A 24,454-nucleotide genomic window follows, 5' to 3' on the forward strand; every position below is an offset into this window, starting at 1 on the left:
AGTCGGATAACTACAGACTCCGTGGTGACTCTAACGTGGCGTTGCGCCAAGTCACCGCACATGGAGGTCAGTAGCTCCCTCCAGGAAGGGGCTGCGCGGGCCCGCCCAGGTGATGGCGAGCTGCTCGCGGGCCCGGGTGGCCGCGACGAACAGCAGCGAGCGCTCACGCTGCAGGTCGCGATCGTGTTGGGTACGGTCTTCGGAGACCGGGATGACAGCACTGGGTTGAGGCACCTGATCCGCGCCCGCACCGATGATCGCTACTGCTCGGTACTCCAGGCCCTTGATCCGGTGCATCGTCATCACGTGCACCCCGGAGCCGACCGCCGGAGTCTGTCGCGGCCTCACCTTGACGGCTTTGATTCCCGCATCCTGCAACGCCGCCACCGCCGTGTCCGCGAGCTTGTTGGTCCGGGCGGTGACGACGATCTCGTCCTCCTTCAGGCCCTCACCCAGCCACTCCTCGATCCGTCCGGTCAAGCCGCCAAGTTCGGCGGCAATGGAGGGGTACTCGATCAGCTCGGGCTTCGCCCCGCCGAGGACCGAACGGTAGCCGCCCAGGTCTTCGGCCGCATCATCGAGGTCGTCGAAGCTCGCGTCGCCCAGCAGGCTCAGCGACGTTCCGAGAATCTGGCGAGTCGTGCGGTAGTTCAGGGTCAGCCGCTTGGAGCGTCCCCCTCGCACATTGATGCCATGAGCACTCAGCGTCGTCCGGTTGTCATAGATCCGCTGGTGGGCATCGCCGACGATGAACAGGTCGTCCTCGCCGACCGGGACCAGCGCCCGCAACAGCTTCCAGTGGGCGGCATGCAGGTCCTGAGCTTCGTCCACGACGATGTGCCGGTACGGCCGGGTCTCGTCGTTCCAGCCGGAGGCGATCCGGGCCGCCTGCGCGGCGAGTTGAGTGACACCTACCTCACCCGCCGCGTCCAAGCGGTGTTCGAAGGATTCGATCAAGCTCCACACCTGTGCCCGTTCCGGGCGGTTGAGACGTCGGCCGCGACCGGCCCGGCTCGCGGCCAGGTAGTCGTCACGGCTGCGTATGTCCTGGGCGAGAACGACCTGCTTCCATTCCGCCTCCAGGAAACGTGCGTCCCAGCGGTGTGGCTGCTGTTCGTCGGCCAGGTCGTCCCAACGCTGGCGGATCTCATCGTCGCCGAGGGACCTGGGAGTCTTCGCGCCGAAGATCTCTTTGGCGATGCCGTAAGCAACCTTGTCGATGTTGCGAACGTCCACCTTCGCAGTGAGCTGTGCGCCTCCGAGGTCCTCCAGCAGCGAGCGCAGCAGCTCGGCAAGGGTGGTGGTATAGGTGGTGAGCAGGATCGCCTGGCCGGGCGGCAGCCGGTCGGCCAACGCCTTGACCCGGTGCAGCGCGACGACGGTCTTGCCGGTACCGGGGCCGCCGGTGACCCGTACCGGTCCCTTGTTGGGGGTCTTGCGCTCGGCCAGGGCGCGCTGTGCCGGGTGCAGGAAGATCCGCCAGGCCGACAACGGCTCGGACATGATCCGGCCGAACTCGGCTACATCACCAGTGACTACGAAGGACTCCTTGGTCGCGGGGCGCCCGTTCGCGGCCTCGTAGTCATCCGGGTCGATCGTGTCGCTGGTCGCCGCGACGGAGCTGACGTGCTCCCACACGTCCTCGACGGTCATACCGTCGGCAAGGCAGAGGATCACGTCCCTGGCGAGCTTGGGCAGATGCTCCACGAAGCCGAGAATCGCGTCAATGCTGCGGATCTCACGCAACGCCGGTACGACCGAGGGGTGCACGCCGAGCCGGTCGAAATCGGAGTCGGAGACATGGGCGAAGACGGAGGGTTCTGCGGTGACAGGAGCCTGGGCCGGCTGCCCGCTGAGGGTGCCGTGCAGGCTCGCGAGGTTGATCAGCTCGACGCCGCCGGTGACCTTGTTGATGTCGAAGATGATGTGGGATGCGAGCGTGTAGGCGTCGTCGTGCGGCAGCACCGCGACGAGATAGTAGATCCGGTCGGCGTAATGCATCAGTACCGCACGGAAGTTGTCGTTGATCCTTGCCGTACGAACCCGCTTGTCCTCAGCGCCCTTCGGCGGCTTGAGGTTCAGCCCGTTGGCGTCCGGGTCGCGCTGCATCTTCATGATGAACTGCAGCACTTGCGCCTGGACCGACCCGTCAAGCTTGTCGTAATACTTGCCGAAGACGTCCGCCATGACGACCTGGGCCTTGGACATCACGCATTCTCCAAACGCTCGGCCAACTCGGCCACATCAACTGTCTTGGCATGTACGACGTACCAGCCGGCCGCCTCGAAAGCAGTGTCACGCTGCTCGTGGGTATCGAGGAACACCGCCACCTTGGCGTCCGGCCAGGCGAGTTCCGCCTGCTGTGCAACCCGGTCGTCGAGCTCGAAGCCGACCTCCGGCGCACCGAAATGACGAGTACGGGCTTCCCGACACAGGGCGAACAGCAGTCCCTCGGCCTGCGAAGAGGCCCATTCGACCGCCTCCGCCCAGGGCTCCGGCAGCTGCTCGGGCAGGCCCGCGGTGGTGGGCAGCGCCCCCGCGAGGAGGGCGACCGTGTGCGGGTCGAGCTGTCCAGCCGTGGACGTCGCGACCTGGTGGAACGAACATGGCAGTGCCGAACCCCGGTCATCCGTCAGCAGCTGCAGCAGGTTCGACCATCGCAACCAGTCGGCCCACCGTGCCCGATGGCCCGGCTCGGCAACCGCCTCGTCGCGGTCGTCCAGCACGGTGAAGGCCGACCAGGCCGACATCCCGGGCTGACCGGTCGCGGGCTCGGGCCGCCTGTCGAGCAGCCCGATGATGCGCAGCCCGCCCAGGGTACGGACGTCCATCGCGATGGCGTCGGCGGCGGCCGGGCCGGCGGGCACCGGCAGGGTGCCGCCCGCCAGTACGTCCAGCAGCCGCTCACCCACCGAACGCCGGTCGACCGGCACCCGCGCCGCGCCGCCTCCGGCGAAACCGCCGACCAACGCTGCCGCCCTACGGGACCACTGCTCCGCGTCGGGTTCGGCGAGTACCTCGAGCAGCGTCTCGATCGGGTTGCGCAGCACCGGATCCAGCGTGTCGTCGGGCTGCGGGCCGTCCGTCAGCATCTGATGGATCTGCCGGGCCGCGCGCAATGCGCCCTCGCCGAGAAGTGGTGCGGCAGGGGTACGCACCTGACGGTCGGCCGCGGTCCCCTCCACCGCCGCCTTCCAGGCCATGACGTCCGGGTGCGTGAACTGCCACACCTGCATGCCCTCGGCCCGCAGTGCTTCCCGCTTGGTGGCGTCGTCGGCGATCCGGTTGATGCCGGTACTGGCGTGGAAGGCGTAGCCGTCGAGGAAGATCGCGATACGTGTCGACGGTCCGTCGATCCGGGTCAGCAGATAGTCCGGCTCACTGGGCGCGGACGTCAGCTGTCGCACATGGTCCTGAAAGAGCCAGCGGGTGCTGCCGCCGTCCGGGCGGGTGAAGCGCAGCTCGTACTCCATGCCACGTTCCCCGGCACGGGGCGTCACTGAGCCGGACTCCGGACGGCGGCTGCCCCACTCGACGAGGGTGCGGACGAACTGCTTCTCCAGCTCGCTCTCGGCGAGCTGGTCGATGCGCACTCCGGACAGGGTATCGACACGCTCGGTGTCCCAGCCCGTAAGGATCTCGTCCAGGAGCTCCCTGGCCACGCGCAGCGATGCGAAGGGATGCTCGCTGCTGTTGACGTGCGGCAGCAGGCAGCGATGGCACGGGGTGCGCAGGTTCTCCTTGCCGCAGGGGCAGTCTCGCAGGGCGGTCTGGGCGAGGGTCAGTACCCGGTGCAGCACGGTGGCGTCGGCGAGGTGCTCCAGATAACCGGTGCCGCCCGGCATGGAATCGTGCAGCACCAGGAAGCGGCGGCGCAGGTCCCGGGTTCCGCCCGGCATGGTCGCTGGCACGACGCGCAGATGGTCGGGAGCGCCGCCGAAGTGCTTGGTTATGCCCAGCAGCAGCGCGGCCTTGAACGACACGAGCCGGGTCTGCAGCTCCATCGTGGAGACAGGCAACAGGATCCGCAGCGCCTGAGTGGTCAGCTCGTGCGCCAGTACGAGCCTCTGCATCGAAGCCGTCTCGGCGGTGATCCCGTCATCCTTGTGGCTGCACCAGTACGCGTGCCGGGTACCGATCCGCTCGGCGGCCCGGTCCCATGCCTGCGGATGCACGCCGCGTACGGACCCGCACTCCAGGCAGGTCTCAAAACCGGGGACCTGGTGGTCGTCACCGGCGATCTGGTGCTCGGGGCCCGCGGCGGAAGCCGGGCCCAGGTTGAGCGTGCGGATGGTCGCCACCCGCGCGAACTCCACACCGAACGGCAGCTCCCCGATCCGTTTCCAGGCGCGCAGCCCCTGGGGCTGGGCCGGGTCGATGTCCACCAGCGTGATGTCGTTGAATCGACGTCGCTCGCGCTCGTCGCGCTCGTCGGTGAGCCGCGCATCCTCCCGCCGCTCACGGGCGGTGACACGCTCGGGCACGAGCACGGTGTGGAGTGCGCCCGGGTCCGCGATCTGGACGGCCTCGCAGCGCGGGCAGGCGGTCAGGTCCAGCCCGGACTCGGCGGTGGCGACGTAGCCGCACTCCGGGCACAGCCGCCACTTGGCGTAGGCGGTGTCGCCCTCGCCGGCGCCGAGATCCAGGCCGTTGACGATGTATTTGTAGCCGTCGGTGTGGAAGGTGTTGCCGGGCGCAAGTTCCAGTAGGGCCATGCGTGAGCCGCGCCCGTACTCGGTCAGCTGGTCCTGGAACTCGCCGTCGGCGTCCTTCCACCACAGTGTCGCGTCGAGCAGTGTGGCGTCGTCGTGGAGGGTGTAATTGGGCAGCAGGCCCAGGCGGACCATGGCGTTGACCGAGTTCTCGCCAACCAGGGCGTCTCTGCGCCTGCTGACGGACCTGCGTTCCGCGTAGAGCTGGCGGCGCTGTTCGTCGCGTTCTCGGTCGCCGGAGGCGGTGGCCAGGGCGTCGAAGGCCCGGCCGATCTGCCGGGACCGAGAGCGCAGTGCTTCCAGGCGTTTGCGCCAGGCGGTGGCGGCCTGGCCGACGGTCTGTTCCAACTCCAGCTGCGCGAACTGCCGCAGACCCTGATCGACCTCAGGTGACATCCCGGGGAAGAGCCGGATGAAGGAGTCCGCGAGGTCGACGTGACGGGTCTGGGCGACGTCGAGGAAGCGGCGGAACCAGCCGTCCTCGGCCAGCCCCTTGGTGAAGAGAGCGCCGATGCGGTGCGGCATGGGCTCCTCGGGCATCATCGTTGCCTGCCACAGGCTGCGGTCGGCGGCCCGGTCGAGCAGGAACGCGAGGTACTGGCGGCGCAGGATCTCGGAGGCATCCAGGTAGCAGTCCGGCGGGATGATCCGGCCCGCGAGCATCTCCTCGGGCGCGTGAAGGTAGTACTGGTTGCGAGCGCCGCGCGGTACGAAAGTGACGGTGAGCGAGTTGCCGGTGCTGCGGCCGGCGCGGCCGATGCGCTGCGCGTAGTTGGCGGGAGCGGGCGGCAAGGAGGCGAGCAGCACGGCGGACAGGTCGCCGATGTCGATGCCGAGTTCGAGGGTGGGCGTGCAGGTCAGGACATTGGGGTCGAACGGCGAGGGACGGTTTTTGAAGGCGTGCTCGACCTCCTCGCGGCGGGCCCGGCTGAGCGCGCCCGTGTGCTCGGCGGTGAGCACGTCACCAGGCCGGTCGACCGTGTAGAGGCGGCGGTAATAGTCGTCGCTGTAGTCGCGGTCGTCGGTGGTGAAGCGGCCTTTGCACTGGAAGCGCAGGCAGGGCGTATCGAGCCAGTCCTCGCGTCGGCCGGGCGGGACGGTCTGCCGCCAAGTGCAACTGTCGCAGCGGACGCCGTGGTCGTTGATGCTGGTTGCGGCGGCCGGGGCAGTTCTGCTGCCCTCTTCAGGAGCCGACGGGTCGGTGGCGAGGCTGTGCACCAGGATGGTGCGCGGCTTGAGGGCGAAGACGGTCGAACCGCCGTCGGCCGGGTAGGTCGCCAGTACTTCGCGCTGCGCGAGCAGCTTCATGGCTTGTTCGGCGAGGGCGCGGGCTTCGCGTCGGTCGCAGCCGAGGGTCCGGTGGCCCCAATCGGCGAACCAGGTGTTGTCACGGTTGAGCGAGTCGAAGTCGGTCGGACCGACTCGCCCGAGGATCGGGAAGGTGGGTGCGGCCAGTCCACGAGGGAAGGCGGGCATGCCTGTCGGACGGCCACCCCAGATCGGCCAGCGCCGGGCGCCGGCCTGGGCGATGTATTCCTTCAGCCAGGGGTGGAACAGTGCCCCGCGCAGCCTCATCCGCTCCAGCAACCCGCGCAGGAAGATGACGTAGTCGGCGTCGTCGGTGGGGAGGGTGATCTGTCCGGGGAGACGCTGATGGGCTTCCCGCAGCAAGGCTGCTACGGCGGCCGCGTCGGGGAGGTGCACCTCTGCGGCCGAGGTCCGGGTCAGTTCGAGGGTGCGGCCCAGGCGGGAACGCAGACCGAACTCCATCAATGTCTGGAAGACCATACGGTCCTGCAGCATGTACGCGCCCGCGTCGCTGAACCCGTCACCGCTGAGGAGCGTACGGATCTCCGGGTTGTCGCGCAGATCGGGAGGCACGATCGAGGCGAGCTTGCTCATCTCGCCCTCCTCGGAGCCCTTCTCGGCAGTCGTCACGACGGCTTGGGCGGCGTCGGTGGCCAGGTCGTGTACGGCGACCGGCGCGCCTGGCTCAAGCTGCTCGGCCAGCAGCCCGCGGAACGTAAAGCCGAAGCTGCGGTTGGCGATGAACGCAGCCCGGTGGGTGGCGTCCTGGACGGAGTCGGTGAAGACCAGCAGCTTCCGTTCGTCCTTGGCAAGGCCGCGGTCCGAGAAGAGCTGCGTGGTGGTGACGGAGGCGAGGGTGGCGGTGCCCGCACCGAGGAAGCGCATGCCGTCGGTCAGGTCGCAGGACGGGCACTTGTCGCCCGTGTTCGCGGGGACAGGCCCGGCGACGGTGATGACGGGTACGGTCTGGGCGCTCGGAACCGTACGCAATTCGGCTTCTTCGGCGTGCAGGAAGACAGGGGTGTCCTCGCCGGGCCTGGCGCGGATCATCCAGCGGACCGCACGGTTGCCCTGGGCGGAGGCACGGTAGATGTCCAGCGGCTTGGTCTTGAGCTGCTGCCACTCCAGGTCCGTAGACAGTGCTGCCCAGCCGGAGCGTCCGCAGTGGCGGCAGTACACAGCGGGGAGATGGGCACGATAGGCCGGGCCGACGGGGCGGACGAACGGCACGGCGCTGTTCGAAGCGAGGCCTGGGATGCCCGTGCCGTCGTCGGACTCGGCGTCGGCGGTGCTGTCCACCTCTGCGGAGGGATAGATGGCGAGGTTCGCTGGGTTGGGGCGGGTGTCACCCGTGGGGCCGTCGTCGTCGAACCAGCGGAAGTGGGGTGTCGGCGTCGCGGCGCGGATGACGCGCCGGACTTCACGGACCCAGAGCTGGGCTTCGACACGGAGGAAGGGACTGATGCGACCTGTGTCCGGGTCCTGGACACGGGCGGTCGAGACCAGAGCGAGGAGCCGTGCGAGGCCGGTGGCGACCAGGCTGATGTCGGTCCTGGCCGCCTCGTCCCAGGCCGCGCCGCCGCCGCGCTTCGCGAATTCGCGAGCGATCTCCGGGACGGTGACGGGGGTGTCGCCCGCTACGTCGAGGAGGGCGCGGACGAGGTTGTGCTGACGGAGCTTCCGGCCGAGTTGGACGGGGTCGGCGAAGTCCACACCTACGACGAGCTCGGCGAGCTGCTGGAGGGCAGACGGGTCGTTCAATGGGTCAGGGACGGCAGCGAGGGCGGCCGGTGAGGGAACGGGGAGCAGGAAGTCGGGCTCGGCGACGAACTCGCCGGGTGTCTGACGGTCCTCACCGATCAGAGCGGTGTCCGGGAAAGGCGTGCCGAAGACCTTCTCGGCGAATTCGAGCAGGAGTTCGCGGTCAGACTTATGAGGGCCGTCGGTGGTGGAGGCGGCGTCGAGGGAGCGCATGCTGCCGGTGGGGGCGGTTCCGCCGGCTGCACTGGTCCCACCCCCGAGCGTGGCGGAAGTGGCGACGGGGGTGATCGTGCCGAGAGGGCGACCGGGCTCGGCCTTGCCGGTGGCTGCCCCCAGGCGACGCAACAGCATCGCCACGTCGGTGCCCTGCGCGCCGTCGTAGGTGTGGAACTCGTCCAGGACGACGTACGTCAAGCCGCCGTCCTGCCAGAGGGGGACGTCCGGGATGCGCTGGAGGAGCAGGTCCAGCATTTTGTAGTTGGTGAGCAGCAAGTCCGGTGGGTTGGCCCGGATGGCCTCACGGTCGGTGATCAATCGACTGTCCGGCGACAGTTGGGTCGGGGTGATCGTGCTTGCGCCGGACTCCCGGGCGTAGGAACCGGGAGCGTTCTCGTCCTCGTCGTCCGGGGGGCGGTTGCCGGAGGCGCCGCCGATGTAGATGCCGGCGGTGACGGCGGAGAGAGCGCCGTTCTTGGCGAGCAGCTCGTCGATGCGGCGGGCCTGGTCGTCGGCCAGGGCGTTCATCGGGTAGAGGAGCAGCGCCTTGACGCCCTTCACCCCGGCGGCGCGGGCGCGGGCGCAGTGATCCAGGATCGGGATGAGGAACGACTCGGTCTTGCCGGATCCGGTGCCGGTCGTGACGATCGTCGGCTCGGGAGCGTGGCCCGACTTGCTGGACAGCCGCTGCCAGGCGGTCGCCTGGTGGGTGTAGGGGCGGAAGCCGGTGGGGCACCAGTCCAGGGCCATCTCCCAGCCGGGGGGCGCTTCCCGGAAGGGAGTACGGACACGGAGGTACGGGCCGCGGAAGAGCCTGCTCTCCGGCCGCTCAAGGAATGCCTCGAGCTCCTCGCGAACGTCGTCGTCGGCGAGCGCGAAACTCGTCGTCAGGTACGCGGCGAGGGCACGACGCAGATCCTCGGCGGCCAGGGAGGGAAGCATGGCTGGGTGCTACCTGCTTTCCGGGGCGGGGGTGGGCGTGGCTTCGGGTGTGGTGAGGGGGTGCTCGGCGAGATAGGCGGCGTAGTCGCCGTATTCACCGGCGTGCAGGCGCGCGGTGAAGTCCGCGTGGGCACGGGTCATCTCGGCTTCGCGGTTGGGCTTCACCCAGCCCTGGGGGACGGCGGGGGTGGGGTCGCCCGCGCGAGCGGCCTTGGCCCATGCCTTGACGAAGGTTGTCTCTTCGGGGGTCTGGCGGATTCCCACGTTGTGGGTAGCCGCGCCGATCTTGTGGCCGTCGGGCGCGAAGAACATCTCCCACTCGTACTTACGCAGTACGGCGAACTGAGAGCGGTACATCGCGCAGAGCTGCTCGGCGGTAAGCCCGAGCATGACGCCGACGAGCGCGTCGACCTCGACTAGGGCCATGCGGCGGTCGTACTCCGTGCGCAGAGGCGTCGCCATTGACCAGGTGGGCTCGACGGCCTGGATTGGCGGCCGGGAGGAACCGAGGTCAGTCCAGTGGTCGGTGAGCCAGGCAGCCTCGAAGAGCTCGTCCCAAAGGGAGGCGTAGTCGCGGCTCAGGCAGTTCAGGCGAAGCGTGCGGAGGAGGAGCGGCGTGCTCAGGAGATGTTCCAGTGGCGCAGGGAAGCGACGAGCCAGCTCGAAGTTGACCGCCGTCGTTCCGGAGACTTTAACCAAATAATCGAGACCAATTGAGGACCAAAGGCCACCAATAATTGCAGTGCTACGGTTATTCTCCATCGCCATGGTATGCACCGCGTGCACATGCGTCGGGCCGGGCGGCAAAAGTGCGGCATGCAAAGATCGCTCAGTGTTCGAGGTGACCATGCGGCGCCACGCGAGCCGAAAGCGATCACGCGAAGGGACCCCATCCCATGCGCGCTGTGCTGCTACGAATTCGTCTGACGTACACGACCTTCTATAGTTCACTCGGGGAATGACAGCTGCCGGCAGAGATTCCAGGTCCCAAGCCGAATAATCTTTATTAGACCTACATTCCACGTTTGGCTGCTTTGCAAATGGGGTGGCCACCGAGAAGTGTGGCCCCTGCAGCACCGCCTCATACCACGAACCCGGCGTGTGCGTATGCCACTCAATCACTCGCTCCCTCTTAGCCTTCCCTTCATCGAGCTCCAGAGACCACCAGTACTTATTGTCTTGAATTCGCTCCGGAAAACGCGACAAGGCTCGGAGCACCTGATTTTCGGCTGTCGTCACCGGACGAAGCGTGCGGGCTTGCGGAGCCGGCGTTCCCGGCGGGTCCACGAGCGCTGCCCAGTCGGCGAGAGTTTCGCGCGTTACGTGCACAATTCTTTCCCGGTGCGGCCGCAAGTCCCAGCCACCTTCCGAGAATTGGATCCCTGGCAGCTCGCCGCGACCGTCATGTTCAAACGAGCCATCCACCATAGACGGATGGATAGCTCGCGCGATCTGCACGAACCGCATTTCCCTTTGGGTGCCGTAGACACTGATGCCAAAATTCTTGTTATTATCTACATCCTCGAACAGGAGGACGTTGTTACCGAATTGAAAGTGACGCCGGAGTCTCGCGTACGTTGCCGCACGAAACAAACCTCCCGTCGGAAACGTGAAGTGATTCTCCTCGTGAATCAGTGCTGCAGACCCTCGTTTTTTAATGTTTCGCCAAACCCGCTCCATGAAACTCATGTAAAGATTTGTCTTCATTCCAGACAGTAGCGGATGGGTCACAGGCGACCCAAGATGCTCACTGATCCCTGCCCAGGAAGCTAGGTCGAGCAGGTACTCCATCATTGCGGATTGTTCGAGGAGCGCCTTCTCCTTCCGGTCAACCTTCACTTGCACAGGCGCATTATCGACCAAGCCAAACCAGGCGTCGTGTTCCGCGACAGCGAGCTCATCATCCCATTCGAACTTGACCCAGGGCGGGTTTCCTACCTGAAGGTCGAACCCTCCCTGTTCGAAGATGTGTGTGAACTCAAGCTCCCAGTGGAAGAACCCCTCACGGCGTGAGATCCCATCTACCTCACCCAGCCAGGGGAACCGCACCATCACCGACGGCAAGTCAATGCTCTTGCTCATTACCCTGTCGAACTCATCGTCCGTTGCCAGTTGCTCGAAAACACCAGTATCGGCAAACAGCCCGAGTTCGTCGTCCAGTCCCGCTGCGCCGCCACCGACCCGACCGGATGGCCGTGCCTTTGCCTTAGCAGCCGGAATCCCCGCTACGGCCTCGCAGAACGACAACCACTCATCCATGTTCGGCGGCGCGGGTGTATCAGGCTGGCCCACTGGCCAGAACCACAGGGCGCACCAGGCGTCCATGACCAGCTTCAGCCGACCGCGTGGCGAGCCCGGCTCGTTCAGCGCGCTCTCGATCTGCTCGCGGGTCACGTCTTCCGACGCCTTCTCCAGCGGCTGGCTGGTGTCGACCTCCCACACGTCGATCTGGCGCCGTACCTCGCGCTCGCTCACGATCAGGCGGCGCCGGGTCAGTTCCCATAGGCGCTCGACGCGGGTCGCCAGTGCAAGCAGACGCTTCCCCTGAGCGGCTGAAGGCGTTGCCGTGACAGCCGTTCGCCACTTCGCCAGAGCATCGCGGTCCTCCTTGGCCAGCTCCTTGGCCGGCTTGGCATCCGCGACCGCGCCCCAGCCCTTGGCCGGCAGTAGGAAGTGGTGGATCTCCTTGCCCGCCTGGAACTGGCCTTCTTCATCTCCCGCCCGCAGTGGCCGGTCAGTTGGGATCGTCGTCAGCCATGCCTTTCGCTTCAGCGCCTCCGCCGCATACACCGCTCGCCGAGCCCCGATCAGCGAGTTGCCGCGACGCAGGTGCAAGCCGAACCAGGGAGCCTTGAGCCCCTCGTGCATCGAGTTAAGCCAGAGTGAGACCTCCGCCAGCTCAACCGCCGTCTGATTGAGGTCGACGCCGTAGGAGTTGTGCAGAGCAAGGTAGGCCTTGACCTTCTGCAGTTCCGCCTCGTACCGGTCCGGCGGGAGTTGCTCACCGCCCAGCTCCGCCATCCTGCGCTTCAGGTACTCCGCCGCCAGTTGATTGATGGCCTCGTTGAGGAACGCCCCCGAGCCCAGAGCAGGCTCGCACACCGTCAGGTCAAGGATCGCCCGTGCCGGCGTCGTCACGCCGTCCTGGTCCAGCAACTCGGCCAGCGCGTGCTTGACCGTGCTCCGGGTCAGCACCTCCGGCGTGTAGTACGAAGCCGACCGCTGCCGCTCGCGCCCCGACAAGCGGTAGACGAAGGTGCCCTTCTTGTGCAGGATCCGCTTCTTGACGCCTGTCAGCTCGTCCGTCCGCTTGACGAAGACGTCCTCGTCGTAGTTGTCGGCGTCCTTCAGCGGCACGACCCACGTGCCGCTCAGCCCGTCCGAATCCGGTTTGGCAACCTCGTACAGGTCATCCCAAGCGAAGAATCCGGTGTAGGACATCAGGCCCTCGTACACCGCACCGAGCTGGTTGATGCCGAGCTGCGCGTACGAGATGAAGCCCTTGCCCGTACCGCCGCCGGCCTTTCCACGCCCGCTGCGGCGCCCCTGGGTGAGCATCAGCAGATTGAGTACCCGCCACAGCACCTTGTTCCGCAGACGTGTGTCAATCCGCTCGCCCTCGACCGAGACCGAGCCGATCAGCGGAGTCGCGCCAGCCGCGAACAGGTCGCTGCGCAGCGCCTCGAAGCGCAGGCCGTCCGCGTCGAGCACGGTCACGCCGTCTTCGGACGCTCCCTCGTCCCTGCCCAGCGGTCGGTGCCCCTGGTCGACGAGCCGGAACAGCAGATCCAGCGATTCGGCGAAGTGGAAGCCGTTCCGGGTCTCCTCAGGGAGGTCATAGGAGACCAGCTCACCGAGTCGGGCCAGGCCGTAGCCGTCCTGATAGGCGTCGTCCTTGCTCGGCAGGATGCCAAGCTCGGGCCGGGCCTCCGCATACAGCAGGAACAGGATCCGATACAGGTAGCGCAACGACTCGCGAGTGAGCCGGCTTGCCAGGTCAGCCGGGTCGCCCAGCTCCGCCGGGTCGGCGCCGCCCTCATTGAGCCGGTCCAGGATTTCCTGGGCGATGAGCTCGACGGACTGCCGGAGTCCCTCCCGCAGCTCCTTCGAGACGCCCACCGCGTGCTTGCGGCCCTTGTCGACCAGGCCGTCCAGGTAGCCGGCGACTCCACCCGCCGTCAGCAGCGACTCCGCACCGAACAGCGCGGCCACCGCTTCCAGTTCCTCGCCGTCCGCGCTGAGGTTGCGGTCCAGGGCCTCGTCGATGCTCACCGCGAGGAACCGACCCTCGTGCCAGGCCGTGCGGTCGGCGAGAAGTACCACGCCACCCGCGAGCAGCAGGACGTAGCGCGGGGCGTAGCCTTCCTCGCAGCCGAAGAGGAAGGTGACGGCGTCGGCCGCGCCGGTGATGAGTTGCTTGCCGTCGAGCTGGATCGGGTCGAGGAGCTGTGCCCCGCCGTCTTCGACATCTGCGACGACGAGTTCGCCGTCCACCTCCCAAGTGACGTCCAGAGCGACGAGTTCCAGGCCACCGGGACCCGTGACGGCGAGCGCAACCGGCACCGACCGTTCCTTGTCGCCCTGCATCACGCCGAAGTCGCCACGGCGCAGTCGGGTGTGCGTGGAGCCCTCGGGCTCCGGCGTGGCCTCGGCGTCTTTGTTCTCGCCCTCCGGCTTGACATACGCCAGCGCTGCCAGCAGATGGTCGTTGAGTTGCCGTACCTCAGGACCTTCGAAAGCCTTGTTCTCGGTGATGCGGACCTTGGCCTTGAAGTACTCACGGCGAAGACCCTTCACACCCGAGCGGGACGACGGCGCGCCCGCCCGGTCGGAGGAGGTCCAGCGCTTGCGCAGCTCGGTGAGGTCACGGGCGAACAGCTCGGCGAGGTAGTGGGCGGAGATGTACTCACCGCGATTGGTGATCGCTTCGAATGCCACGGTGTCACACGCCCCTCTGCTGCTGAACTTCGTTACCGCCGGCGGCTGCGGGCGGAGCGAGGACCCCGATCACCCGTACCATCGCCTCGCCCTGCGTGGCCAACTGCTCGATGAGGTGCTCGACCTCCACCGCGGTCTTCTGCACGCGCGTCTCCTCGTGCTTCCGCCGGATGCCGCTGAAGCTGAGCTGCTCGAAGGTAGACAGGCTGGCCTTTCGCCAGGCTCCCAAACGTTGCTCGTACTCGGCGAGTTGCTCCACGAGAGGCGATTCCTGCTCGTTGCGCAGCACGGCGATGTGCTCGCGGCTCGCCCGTACCGCCGCGGGGACCATTTCCTGCAAGGCCGACGTGTCACCGGTGAAGGGCCGGTTGAGCATTTTCGGCTTCACCCCAGCCCGATCGAGTACGCCTACCAAGTCGTCGTCGAAGACAGGTGTGCCGCTCGCTAGGCCCGTCACGCAGGTCCAAGCCAGCACGGTCGGGTGGCCCTTGGCATTGGAGTACATGCCCTGGGTGAGGAACACCGGTTCGGTCACGTCCGCCGTGATGATCGAGGCGGTGTTGCGGGTGAGCCGGACGAGGACCTTGTCGGTGAGCCACTCCACCACCGGGTGCTGGTCCGTCAGGTAGCTGACATCGGGCCAACCGGAGGTCTCGGTGCGCTCCTGTTTGGTGATCGCGCCCTTGGTGCGTTTTCCACTGCGCTCTCGGGCCCTGTCCAGCCGGTCCTGGCCGAACTCCTTGTCAAAGGTGACCCGAAGCTGTTCCAGAACCCGCCGCTCGTCCAGATACGACTTGGGAAGAACCAGCAGGCGTCGCTGGAGTTCGCGGTCCGGGGTGAAGACCATCATCTTGGGGTGGTCCTCGTCCCAGTATTTGCCGATGCGCTGTTCCGGGTTGTCGTAGACCTCCTCCAGGGCCTCCTCGACGAACGCACGGGTGGACGCGAACAGTTGTGGCACCTGGTAGCCGGGCGAGTCGCCCTCCGGGGTGTGGTCGGCCAGGAATGCCTCGAAGGGGTCCAACGGGACCGTCGGCACGACCGTGTCGAACGGTTCCTCCTTCGCCAGGAGGCGTTCCATGATCGCGGTCGTCTCGGCGTCTTCGTCCCGCAGCCCGAGGATGGAGGCCGCCTCGCCGAGCGTGCGGTGGACCTCGTCCTCACGCTTCAGCAGCCGCTCGGACACGGCCCGGTCGGCCGACGGGCGCTCGGGGTCCTCGTCGTCAGTGAGCAGCAGCAGCGCACGGATCTCCGGGGAGTGCTGCTGGCCGTAGCGGTCGATACGGCCGTTGCGCTGCTCGATGGTGATCAGAGACCAGGGCAGGTCGTAGTGGATCATCTGGTGGCACTGGCGGTGCAGGTTGACGCCTTCGGCGGCGATGTCACCGGTGAGCAGGATACGCAGGTCGCTGCCGGCCAGGCCGAAGTCCTTGACGGTCCGCTGCTGCTCATCGTCCGACAGGCCGCCGTGAAGCTGGCGGACGGCTCCGCTGGTCTTGCCCCGACTCGGGGCGAAACCGAGGGCCGAGGGCAGGGTGTCTTGCAGTATCTGCAGCGTGGCACGGCGCTCGGAGAAGATGACGACGCGAGCGTCAGATCCGGGGCCGACCTTGACCTCCTCCTTGAGGACCTTCACCAACTGCCGGAACTTGGCGGCTTCCTCGATGTCGATGGCCTCGGCGATGGTGCCGAGGTTGATCAGTGCGTCGCGTTCGGCCTGCCGCTCCTGCGAGTCGGAACTCCCATCGATGGTGTTGATCCGGTTGTCGACCGTTTCGACCAGCGCGGAATGGGAGGAGAGGAAGGACTTCAGCAGGGTGTATGGGAACAGCCTGGCGCCCTTCCCGGAAACAGGGGCCGTGCGACCGTCCTTCGGGTCGATCCAGACGTCGTACAGCTCATCGAAGACCCGTTGCTCGGCTGGCGTCGCCGTGCAGTCGAGAGCTACCGGCCGCTTACGGGTGGCCCACATGTGGCCGATCTCGGCCGAGACGTCGGGGGACATCTTGTGGCGCCGGATGTAGAGGTTCTGGAGCTGTGTCTCGTCGTAGTCACTGGTGTCAGGGATGGCCGTCGGGTCAAGCAGGCTCAGCAATTCACCGAAGGACTCCCGCTGACCGTTGTGCGGGGTGGCGCTAGCCAGGATCAGGGCGTCGGTCTTCGGCGCGAGGAGCTGGGCGAGGCGGTTGTTCTTCGTCCCGGTGTTGATGAGCTTGTGCGACTCGTCGATGACGACGGCGTCCCAGGTGACCTGCATGAGGTGGCTGCGCCAGCGGTCGGACCGCAGGGTGTCGATCGAGATGATCGCCCGCTTGTAGTAGGAGAAGGGGTTGCGGCCGGCGGGGATGTCGTTCTTGATCCGCTCGATACCGGCCGAGTCCAGCCGCACCACCGGGATGGCGAAGCGCGTCCACAGCTCGTGCTGGAACTGCTCCAGGATGTGCTTCGGTGTCACCACGAGGATACGCTCGCCGCGTCCACGCCTGATCAGCTCGGACAGCAGCAGCCCGACCTCGAGGGTCTTGCCGAGGCCGACCGCGTCCGCGATCAGCAGCCGGGGGCGAAGGGCGCGCAGGGCGGCCTTGGCGGGCTCGCGCTGGTAGGCGAGGTCGTCGACGAGATGGGTACCGACGGTGGCGAGACGCTGCTCGGAGAGGGGCAGCGGCGTCTTGCGGATCAGCGCGTCGATGAACAGGCGCGTGCGGCGGCACTCGGGGGAGTCGTCAGGGACGAGCTCGGTGTCCTCGGGGCGCAGCGGGGTCACCCTGTCGAGGTTCTCGTGAGCGAAGAAGACCGCGCGCTGATCGCGGACCAGGGGCGAGATGCCCCGTACGTCGAGGCGGGTGCCGTCCTTGGTGGTCTCGTCGACCTCCACCACCAGCCAGTCCTCGTCGCGGGCGCGGACCTGCATCCCGGCGGCGAACTTCGCGCCGACGGGCGCATCGCCCGGGATGTTGCCTGACGCGCTGTCCGCGACGGTGGCCATCGGCGGGTCTCCTTCGGTTGATGCTCTACTTCTGCGCGGTTCGAGCACTGTGGGTTTGCGGTCTTGTGGGAGGGTCCGCGGAGGCTCAGCCGCCGTAGTCGCTGCGACGGTCCTCGATACGGCTGCGCCATCGCGCGGCCCAACGGTCCGGCGTGGCAGAGGGCCGGGGCCCGGGATCGAATGGGCCCGCGGGCCGTGGGAACGGCCGGGCCTCGGGCTCCGGCTCGGGGGCCATGTCCTCAGCGTCGTCCGGTTCGGCGTACACCACGGGATCCGGATCCGGTATGGCGTCTATCGCCTCGACCGGTGTGGCCTGCCGCTCCAGGACGTCCGCGAGGAACGCCTCCGGCAGCGGCGGGTGCGCCTGCGCCTCCGTCGGTATGCCGAAGTCGAGCAGGCGTCCCATCGCCTCCTCCAGCACGGTCTGTGCCGTCGGCCGGTCCTCGGCGCCGAAGGCCAGGGTGTGGGTGACCAAGTCGAGCAGGGCGGGCGGGAGGCCGGTCAGGTCGGGCTGGATGTCCAGCGTCCGCTGCACGGGCATCTGCGCGTAGAAGGGGACATGGCCGGTCGCAGCGTGCACCAGCGTGGCGCCAAGGCTGTAGACGTCCGCCGCCTCACTGGCTTTGCGGGAGTCTGCGGCCTGCTCCGGTGCCATGTAAGACAGGGTGCCCAGCGCCGCACTCCCTGTGGTCAGGCCGGTACCGCCGCTGACGTGGGAAATACCGAAGTCTATGACCCGGACGCCGTCCGCGGAGACCAGGACGTTGCCCGGCTTAAGGTCCCGGTGCAGTAAACGCACCGAGTGGATGTGCATCAGGGCGTCCGCGAGCCCCGCCGCCAGCCACCACGCGCCCAGCTCGCTGACCGGGCCGTGTTGCTCCAACAGCTCCAACAGCGAGGGTGCGTTGATGTACTGGGTCGCGATCCACGGGGTTGCGGCCTGAGGATCGGCGTCGACCAGAGCGGCGGTGTGGAAACCGCCGACGCGACGGATCGCCTCCAGCTCTAGGGCGAAGCGCTTGCGGAAGTATTCGTCCTCCGCGAGCTGTGGTCTGACAACCTTGACCGCGACCGCGCGGGTCGAACGGTAACCCAGGTACACGACACCCATCGCGCCCTGCCCGAGTCGGCCGACCAGTCGGAAATCCCCGACCGTCGTCGGGTCGCCCGCTCTGAGCGGCTGCAACACTTTTTCCCCCGAGATGCCCTGACCTGGCTGGACAATAGCGAGGTTATCAGTGGGTCGGCTCACTGTGCCTGCGCCTCCTGAGACTCCCCTTCCCCGGAGACGTACCGGTAGCCGGCGGAGGCAGGGCGCCCTTGAGTAGCCCGTCGTACGCGAGCCCGCTCGCCCGGCCGGTGATGGCAGTCGCCTCGCTCGGCAGCTCCTCGAAAGCCGCCAGGCGCCGGAAGGCCTCGCCGTGCTTCCGCTGGAGCTCCCGCCCCCGTACACCATCGCAGCCCAGGGCCAACGATGCGAAGGGCGCCTCCCGCAGCAAGATCACGATCTGCCGCGAGAGGCGCTCATCCGTGACTGACGAACCATCAAGAATCGCCGACCCTGTGCGTCAGGCGTGCGTCACGAGCGTCGAATCAGCGTCGAGATATCGCCCACAACGCACACAGCTCACATCATGCACACCGACCTCACCTGCAGGTCAGAGGCCCTTTGCAATGGGTTCAAGGATCGCGACACACTCGACATGATGGGTCATCGGGAACAGGTCGAAGACCCGCAGCGTGCGCACCTTGTAGCCGTTGTCCTTGAAGTAGCCCAGGTCGCGGGCCAGGGCTGCCGGGTCGCAGGCGACGTACGCGATGCGGCGGGCCGAGAGGCCGGCCACGTGGCGGACCGTCTGCTTGCCCGCGCCCGCGCGCGGCGGGTCCAGGACGACCAGGTCGCACTCCGTGATGCCGGTCTTCGGCAGGACCGTCTCGACCTTGCCCTGTTCGATGCGGACGCGGGGGAAGTCGGCCAGGTTGTGGCGGGCGTCCTCGACGGCGCGCTTCGTCGACTCGATGCCGAGCACCGCGCCGGTCTCGCCCAGGCGTTCCGCGAGGGCGCCCGCGAAGATGCCGACGCCGCAGTAGAGGTCGAGGGCCATCTCGCCCTTGCGCGGCATCAGGCCCTGCATGACGGCCTTGATCAGGGTGTCCGCGGCCTGCGGGTGGACCTGCCAGAAGCCGCCCATGCCGACGCGGTACGTACGGCCGTCCGCGCGCTCGCGGACGAAGGGGCGGCCGTGGACGCGGTGGACGCCGCCGTCCTTCTCCTCCACGCGCAGGACGGAGACCGGCTTGTCGAGCTCCACGAGCGGGAGGCGGCCGCCGGGGCGCGGGGTGAGGACGACCTGGCGGTCGTTGGAGCCCGAAGCGGCGATGGCCTCGACCGTCGCCATCTGGGGCCAGTCCTGCTTCTCGATGCCGAGCTCCGAGACCCCGGGCGCCGCGATCATGCAGTGGTCGACGGGCTCGATCTCGTGCGAGCGGTGCTTGCGCAGGCCCGCGCGGCCGGTCTCGTCGATCGCGTACTGGACCCGGGTGCGCCACTGCGGGACCTGGCCCGCGGGCAGCTTGTCGCCCTCGGCGGGCATGACGGTGCCGTCCCAGCCCGCCTCCTCGGGGGTGAGTCCGGCGAGCCGCTGCAGCTGCTCGGCGACGACCTCGCCCTTGAGCCGGCGCTGGGCGCCGGGCTTGGCGTGCTGCCAGTCGCAGCCGCCGCACTTGCCGGGGCCGGCGTACGGGCAGGGGGCCTCGACGCGGTCCTTGGAGGCCGAAAGGATCGTGACCGCGTCGGCGCGCAGGAAGCGGGAGTCCGTCTCGCCCTCGGTGACCTTCGCGACGACCTTCTCGCCGGGGAGGGTGTGGCGGACGAACAGGACCCGTCCGTCGGCGGTCCGGGCGATGCAGTGGCCGCCGTGCGCGACGGGGCCGACCTCGACCTCGTACTCCTCCCCGACCAGTGACTGCTTCTCGTTCTGCTCGGTCATGGTGGGGAGACTCCAAGGGATCAAAAAAGGAACGGCCGGACGACCGACCCACCAGTTTACGTGGATCTCGTCCGGCCGTTCGCCAACAGGTCGGGGGTCGGGCCGCCGGCTACTTCGCCGCCGGTTACTTCGCCGCCGGGTCCTTCGCCGCCCGCGGGGCGTCCACCGGTCCGCGGCGCACCGCGCCCGGGGCGTTCCACTCCGCGTGCTTCCGCGCCCGCTTCTTCGCCAGCTCGGAGGACTCCAGCTGGTAGGGCACCGAGGTGACCATCACACCGGGGGTGAAGAGCAGCCGGCCCTTGAGGCGCAGCGCGCTCTGGTTGTGCAGGAGGTGTTCGTACCAGCGGCCGACGACGTACTCGGGGATGTACACGCTGACCGCGTCGCGCGGGTTCTCGCTGCGCAGGCTCTTGACGTACTCGACCACCGGGCGGGTGATCTCGCGGTACGGCGAGTCGAGGATCTTGAGCGGGACGTTGATGCCGCGCCGCTCCCACTCCGCCTTGAGGGCCTTGGTCTCGGCCTCGTCGACGTTGACGCTGAGGGCCTCCAGACGGTTGGAGTGCAGCAGCTTGGCGTAGGCGAGGGCGCGCAGGGTGGGCTTGTGGAGCTTGGATACCAGGACGACGGAGTGCACGCGCGAGGGGCGCACGTACTCGTCGGGGCGCTCCTCGGCCGCGGCGATCTCGACGGCGACCCGGTCGTAGTGCCGGCGGATCGCGGTCATCGTGGCGTAGAAGATCACCATGCCGAGCAGGGCGACCCAGGCGCCGTGGGTGAACTTGGTCGCGAGGACGACGACCAGCACCAGGCCGGTGAAGAAGGCGCCGAAGGCGTTGATCGCGCGGGATCGGATCATGTGGCGGCGCTTGGCGGGGTCCGTCTCCGACTTCAGGTGCCGGTTCCAGTGCCGGACCATGCCGGTCTGGCTGAGCGTGAAGGAGACGAAGACGCCGACGATGTAGAGCTGGATGAGCTTCGTCGAGTCGGCCCCGTAGAGCCAGGTCAGCAGTGCCGCGGCGCCCGCGAGGAGCACGATGCCGTTGGAGAAGGCGAGACGGTCGCCGCGGGTGTGCAGCTGGCGCGGCAGGTAGCGGTCCTGGGCGAGGATCGAGCCGAGCAGCGGGAAGCCGTTGTAGGCGGTGTTCGCGGCGAGGAACAGCACGAGGGCGGTGGCGGCGGCCAGCAGGATGAAGAGGAACGAGCCGTCACCGAAGACCGCCTCGGCGACCTGGGAGATCACCGGGTTCTGGACGTACGAGGGGCCGACCGGGACGCCGCCCAGGAGCAGGTCCTCGGACGGGTTCTCGGCCATCCTGACGTCCGTGGCCATGGCCAGCGCGATGATGCCGCAGAACATGGTCACGGCCAGGGCGCCCATCAGGGCCAGGGTGGTCGCGGCGTTCTTGCTCTTGGGCTTGCGGAAGGCGGGGACGCCGTTGCTGATCGCCTCGACGCCGGTGAGCGCGGCGCAGCCGGAGGAGAAGGCGCGCAGCAGCAGGAAGACCAGCGCGAAGCCCGCCAGTCCCGCTTTTTCGGCCTTGATCTCGAAATCGGCGGTCGGGGCCTTCATCGTGTCGCCGAGGACGAGGCCCTTCCAGGCACCCCAAGCGATCATGATGAATACGCCGGCGACGAAGACGTAGGTCGGAATCGCGAAGAGTTTTCCGGATTCCTTCATGCCGCGCAGGTTCATCAGCGTCAGCAGAACGATCATCCCGATGGCGCAGAACACCTTGTGCTCGACGACGAAGGGGATGGCCGAGCCGAGGTTCTCGACGCCCGAGGCGATCGACACGGCGACGGTCAGCACGTAGTCGACGAGCAGGGCGCTGGCCACGGTGAGACCGGCCTTGGGCCCGAGGTTGGTGTTGGCGACCTCGTAGTCGCCGCCGCCGCTGGGGTAGGCGTGGACGTTCTGCCGGTAGGAGGCGACGACGGTGAACATCAGCACGACGACCGCGAGGGCGATCCACGGGCTGTAGCTGTACGCCGAGACGCCCGCGATCGAGAGCACCAGCAGGACTTCGCCCGGGGCATATGCCACCGAGGAGAGCGGGTCGGAGGCGAAGACGGGAAGGGCGATCCGTTTGGGGAGGAGTGTTTCTCCCAGACGGTCGCTGCGTAGCGCCCGGCCGATCAGGATCCGTTTGGGCAGGTCGGTCAGTTTGGACACGCAGAGGATCGTATGCGTTCGAAATGAGGCTGACGAACCCCCCACCCCCTCACACTGCAATCCCACCCCATTTCCTCCTCCGCAGGACCCCAACCGCAGCACAAGAGGTCACACTCGTGACCGCCCGTGTGTAGCTTGGGCCATGGTCTGAGACCCTGTTAAGCCAGAGCATGCAATGAGGCTGGGAACCAGCGAGCCGCTGACAGCCGGAAGGACGGCCGTGCACATCGTCATCATGGGCTGCGGAAGAGTGGGCTCCGCTCTCGCGCAGACCCTGGAACAGCAGGGGCATACGGTCGCCGTGGTCGACCAGGACCCCACCGCATTCCGTCGCCTGGGCGCCGGGTTCGGTGGCCGCCGCGTCACCGGAGTCGGATTCGACCAGGACACCCTGCGCGAGGCCGGGATCGAGGAGGCGGGAGCCTTCGCCGCGGTCAGCAGTGGTGACAATTCCAACATCATCGCCGCCCGCGTGGCGCGCGAGATGTTCGGCGTGGAGAACGTCGCCGCCCGCATCTACGACCCCAAGCGGGCCGAGGTCTACCAGCGCCTCGGCATCCCCACGGTCGCGACCGTACGGTGGACCGCCGACCAGATGCTGCGCCGGCTGCTGCCCTCGGGCGCCGAGCCGCTGTGGCGCGACCCGAGCGGCGGCGTACAGCTCGCCGAGGTGCACACCTCCGCGGCCTGGGTCGGGCACAAGGTCAGCAAGCTCCAGGACGAGACGGGCGTGCGGGTCGCGTTCCTCACACGCCTGGGCGAGGCCATGCTGCCGACGTCGCAGACGGTCCTGCAGGAGGGCGACCTCGTCCACGTGATGATGCGCACGGACGAGATCGACAAGGTGGAGGCCGCCTTCGCCGAGGGGCCCGAGGAGGCACACGCATGAGGGTCGCGATCGCCGGAGCCGGCGCGGTGGGCCGCTCCATCGCGGGTGAACTGCTGGAGAACGGCCACGAGGTCCTCCTCGTCGACAAGGCGCCGACCGCCATCTCGGTGGAGCGGGTGCCGCAGGCCGAGTGGCTGCTGGCCGACGCCTGCGAGATCACCTCGCTGGACGAGGCCGCGCTCCAGCGCTGCAACGTGGTCATCGCCGCCACCGGTGACGACAAGGTCAACCTCGTCGTCTCCCTCCTCGCCAAGACCGAGTACGGGGTTCCCCGGGTCGTGGCGCGGGTGAACAACCCGAAGAACGAGTGGCTGTTCAACGAGTCCTGGGGCGTCGACGTCGCGGTCTCCACGCCGCGCCTGATGTCGGCCCTGGTCGAGGAGGCGGTCAGCGTCGGCGACCTGGTGCGGCTGCTGCGCTTCAGCCACGGCGACGCGAACCTGGTCGAGCTGACCCTGCCGGCGGACTCCTCGGTGGCGGGCACCCAGATCAGCGAGATCGCCTGGCCCGAGGACACCTCGCTGGTCACGATCATCCGGGGCAACCGGGTCCTCACGCCGCACGCGGAGGAGACCCTGGAAGCGGGCGACGAACTCCTCTTCGTGGCCGCCCAGGCCCGCGAGGAACAGCTGGAGGACCTCCTCCAGTCCCGGCGATAGGGGTTTCAGCCTCGCCGGCGGACCCCTCCGGGCCCGCCGGCGTTCGAGGCGCGGGGTCCGGGGCAGAGCCCCGGCAACGGCGCCGCACCCGAGAACGCCGAAGGGGCGGGGTGACCGACTCGGTCACCCCGCCCCTTCACGTTCGTTCAGGCCCGCTTCTCGCCAGCGGCAGCCTCGGCGGCCTCCTTGGCCTCCCACTCGGCGATCACGTCGATCGGCGGCGGCGCCTTCGCCAGGAACACCCACGTGAAGTACACCGCGAGCACCATCGGCGGCAGCTTCAGCGCGATCAGCACCCAGCCGAGCTGCGTCGCGTCACCCCACCAGTAGAGCGGGAAGAGGATCGCGTACTTGGCGAGGAAGATCAGCCCCCACGCGAGGCTGGCCTTCACGTACGCCTTCTTGCGCCCGGGGTTGCGCGTGCGCCAGGACAGGTTCTCCTTGAAGACCGGCCCGAGGATCACGCCCAGCAGCGGGAAGCCCACCAGCGCCGAGACCGTGAAGGCCACGCCCAGGCCGACGCCGTAGATCATGCCCGGCAGGTAGAAGCCCTTCGCGCTGCCCGTGAACAGGGCGAAGGCGACGCCCACGCCCACGCCGAAGACCCCGCTGAAGGCGTGCTTGACGGTGTCCTTGCGCAGCAGCCGGACGATCACCAGCAGCACCGCCACCGCGCCCGCCGCGATCGCGGAGAGCTTCACGTCCTTGTTGATCGTGTAGATCATCACGAAGAGCAGCCCGGGGAGCATCGTCTCCACCGTGCCCCGGATGCCCCCGAACGCGTCGAACAGCGCCGCCTGCGTCACCGCCCTCTGGTCGTCGGCGGGCGCGGCGGCGGATTCAGGCGGGGTGTTCGGTCCGTCGAGTGACATCACCG

General features: G+C 67.8%; 10 protein-coding genes. 2 read left to right on the plus strand and 8 right to left on the minus strand.

The annotated features are described in order from the left end of the window. Positions 1–51: 51 nt before the first annotated feature. From ACZ6Y1_RS13125 to ACZ6Y1_RS13155, 7 genes are all read right to left on the minus strand, one after another. Complete coding sequence (locus ACZ6Y1_RS13125; protein WP_469627129.1) at positions 52–2,208, minus strand: UvrD-helicase domain-containing protein; 2,157 nt, start codon at positions 2,206–2,208, stop codon at positions 52–54. Beyond that, a complete protein-coding gene (locus ACZ6Y1_RS13130) occupies positions 2,208–8,939 on the minus strand; it encodes a DEAD/DEAH box helicase (protein WP_469627132.1) in 6,732 nt (2,243 codons plus the stop codon). The genes ACZ6Y1_RS13125 and ACZ6Y1_RS13130 overlap by 1 nt, the downstream gene beginning before the upstream one ends. A gap of 9 nt (positions 8,940–8,948) precedes the next feature. Beyond that, positions 8,949–13,877: an Eco57I restriction-modification methylase domain-containing protein gene (locus ACZ6Y1_RS13135; RefSeq protein WP_469627135.1), complete on the minus strand. Its 4,929-nt coding sequence runs from the start codon at positions 13,875–13,877 to the stop codon at positions 8,949–8,951. Between the two features lie 4 nt (positions 13,878–13,881). Beyond that, positions 13,882–16,863: an SNF2-related protein gene (locus ACZ6Y1_RS13140; RefSeq protein WP_469627138.1), complete on the minus strand. Its 2,982-nt coding sequence runs from the start codon at positions 16,861–16,863 to the stop codon at positions 13,882–13,884. An 85-nt stretch (positions 16,864–16,948) separates the two neighbouring features. Beyond that, entirely contained in the window at positions 16,949–18,115 is a 1,167-nt protein-coding gene (locus ACZ6Y1_RS13145; RefSeq protein ID WP_469627142.1) for a serine/threonine-protein kinase, read from the minus strand. Between the two features lie 406 nt (positions 18,116–18,521). After that, on the minus strand, positions 18,522–19,853 hold the full coding sequence (locus ACZ6Y1_RS13150; protein WP_469627145.1) for a class I SAM-dependent RNA methyltransferase: 1,332 nt from the start codon (positions 19,851–19,853) through the stop codon (positions 18,522–18,524). A gap of 124 nt (positions 19,854–19,977) precedes the next feature. After that, positions 19,978–22,029, minus strand: a complete 2,052-nt coding sequence (locus tag ACZ6Y1_RS13155) for an APC family permease (protein WP_469627148.1) — start codon at positions 22,027–22,029, stop codon at positions 19,978–19,980. A gap of 220 nt (positions 22,030–22,249) precedes the next feature. Between ACZ6Y1_RS13155 and ACZ6Y1_RS13160 the strand changes: the two genes are divergently transcribed. Then, positions 22,250–22,918, plus strand: coding sequence for a potassium channel family protein (locus ACZ6Y1_RS13160; protein ID WP_403878762.1), 669 nt, complete (start codon positions 22,250–22,252; stop codon positions 22,916–22,918). Next, entirely contained in the window at positions 22,915–23,577 is a 663-nt protein-coding gene (locus tag ACZ6Y1_RS13165) for a potassium channel family protein (RefSeq protein WP_469627151.1), read from the plus strand. Before ACZ6Y1_RS13160 ends, ACZ6Y1_RS13165 begins: the two co-directional genes overlap by 4 nt. Positions 23,578–23,723: 146 nt before the next feature. Here ACZ6Y1_RS13165 and ACZ6Y1_RS13170 read toward each other — a convergent pair whose 3' ends face one another. Then, on the minus strand, positions 23,724–24,452 hold the full coding sequence (locus ACZ6Y1_RS13170) for a DUF3159 domain-containing protein (RefSeq protein ID WP_469627154.1): 729 nt from the start codon (positions 24,450–24,452) through the stop codon (positions 23,724–23,726). Between the last annotated feature and the right edge of the window lie 2 nt (positions 24,453–24,454).

Source organism: Streptomyces sp. NPDC053432, assembly GCF_055585365.1.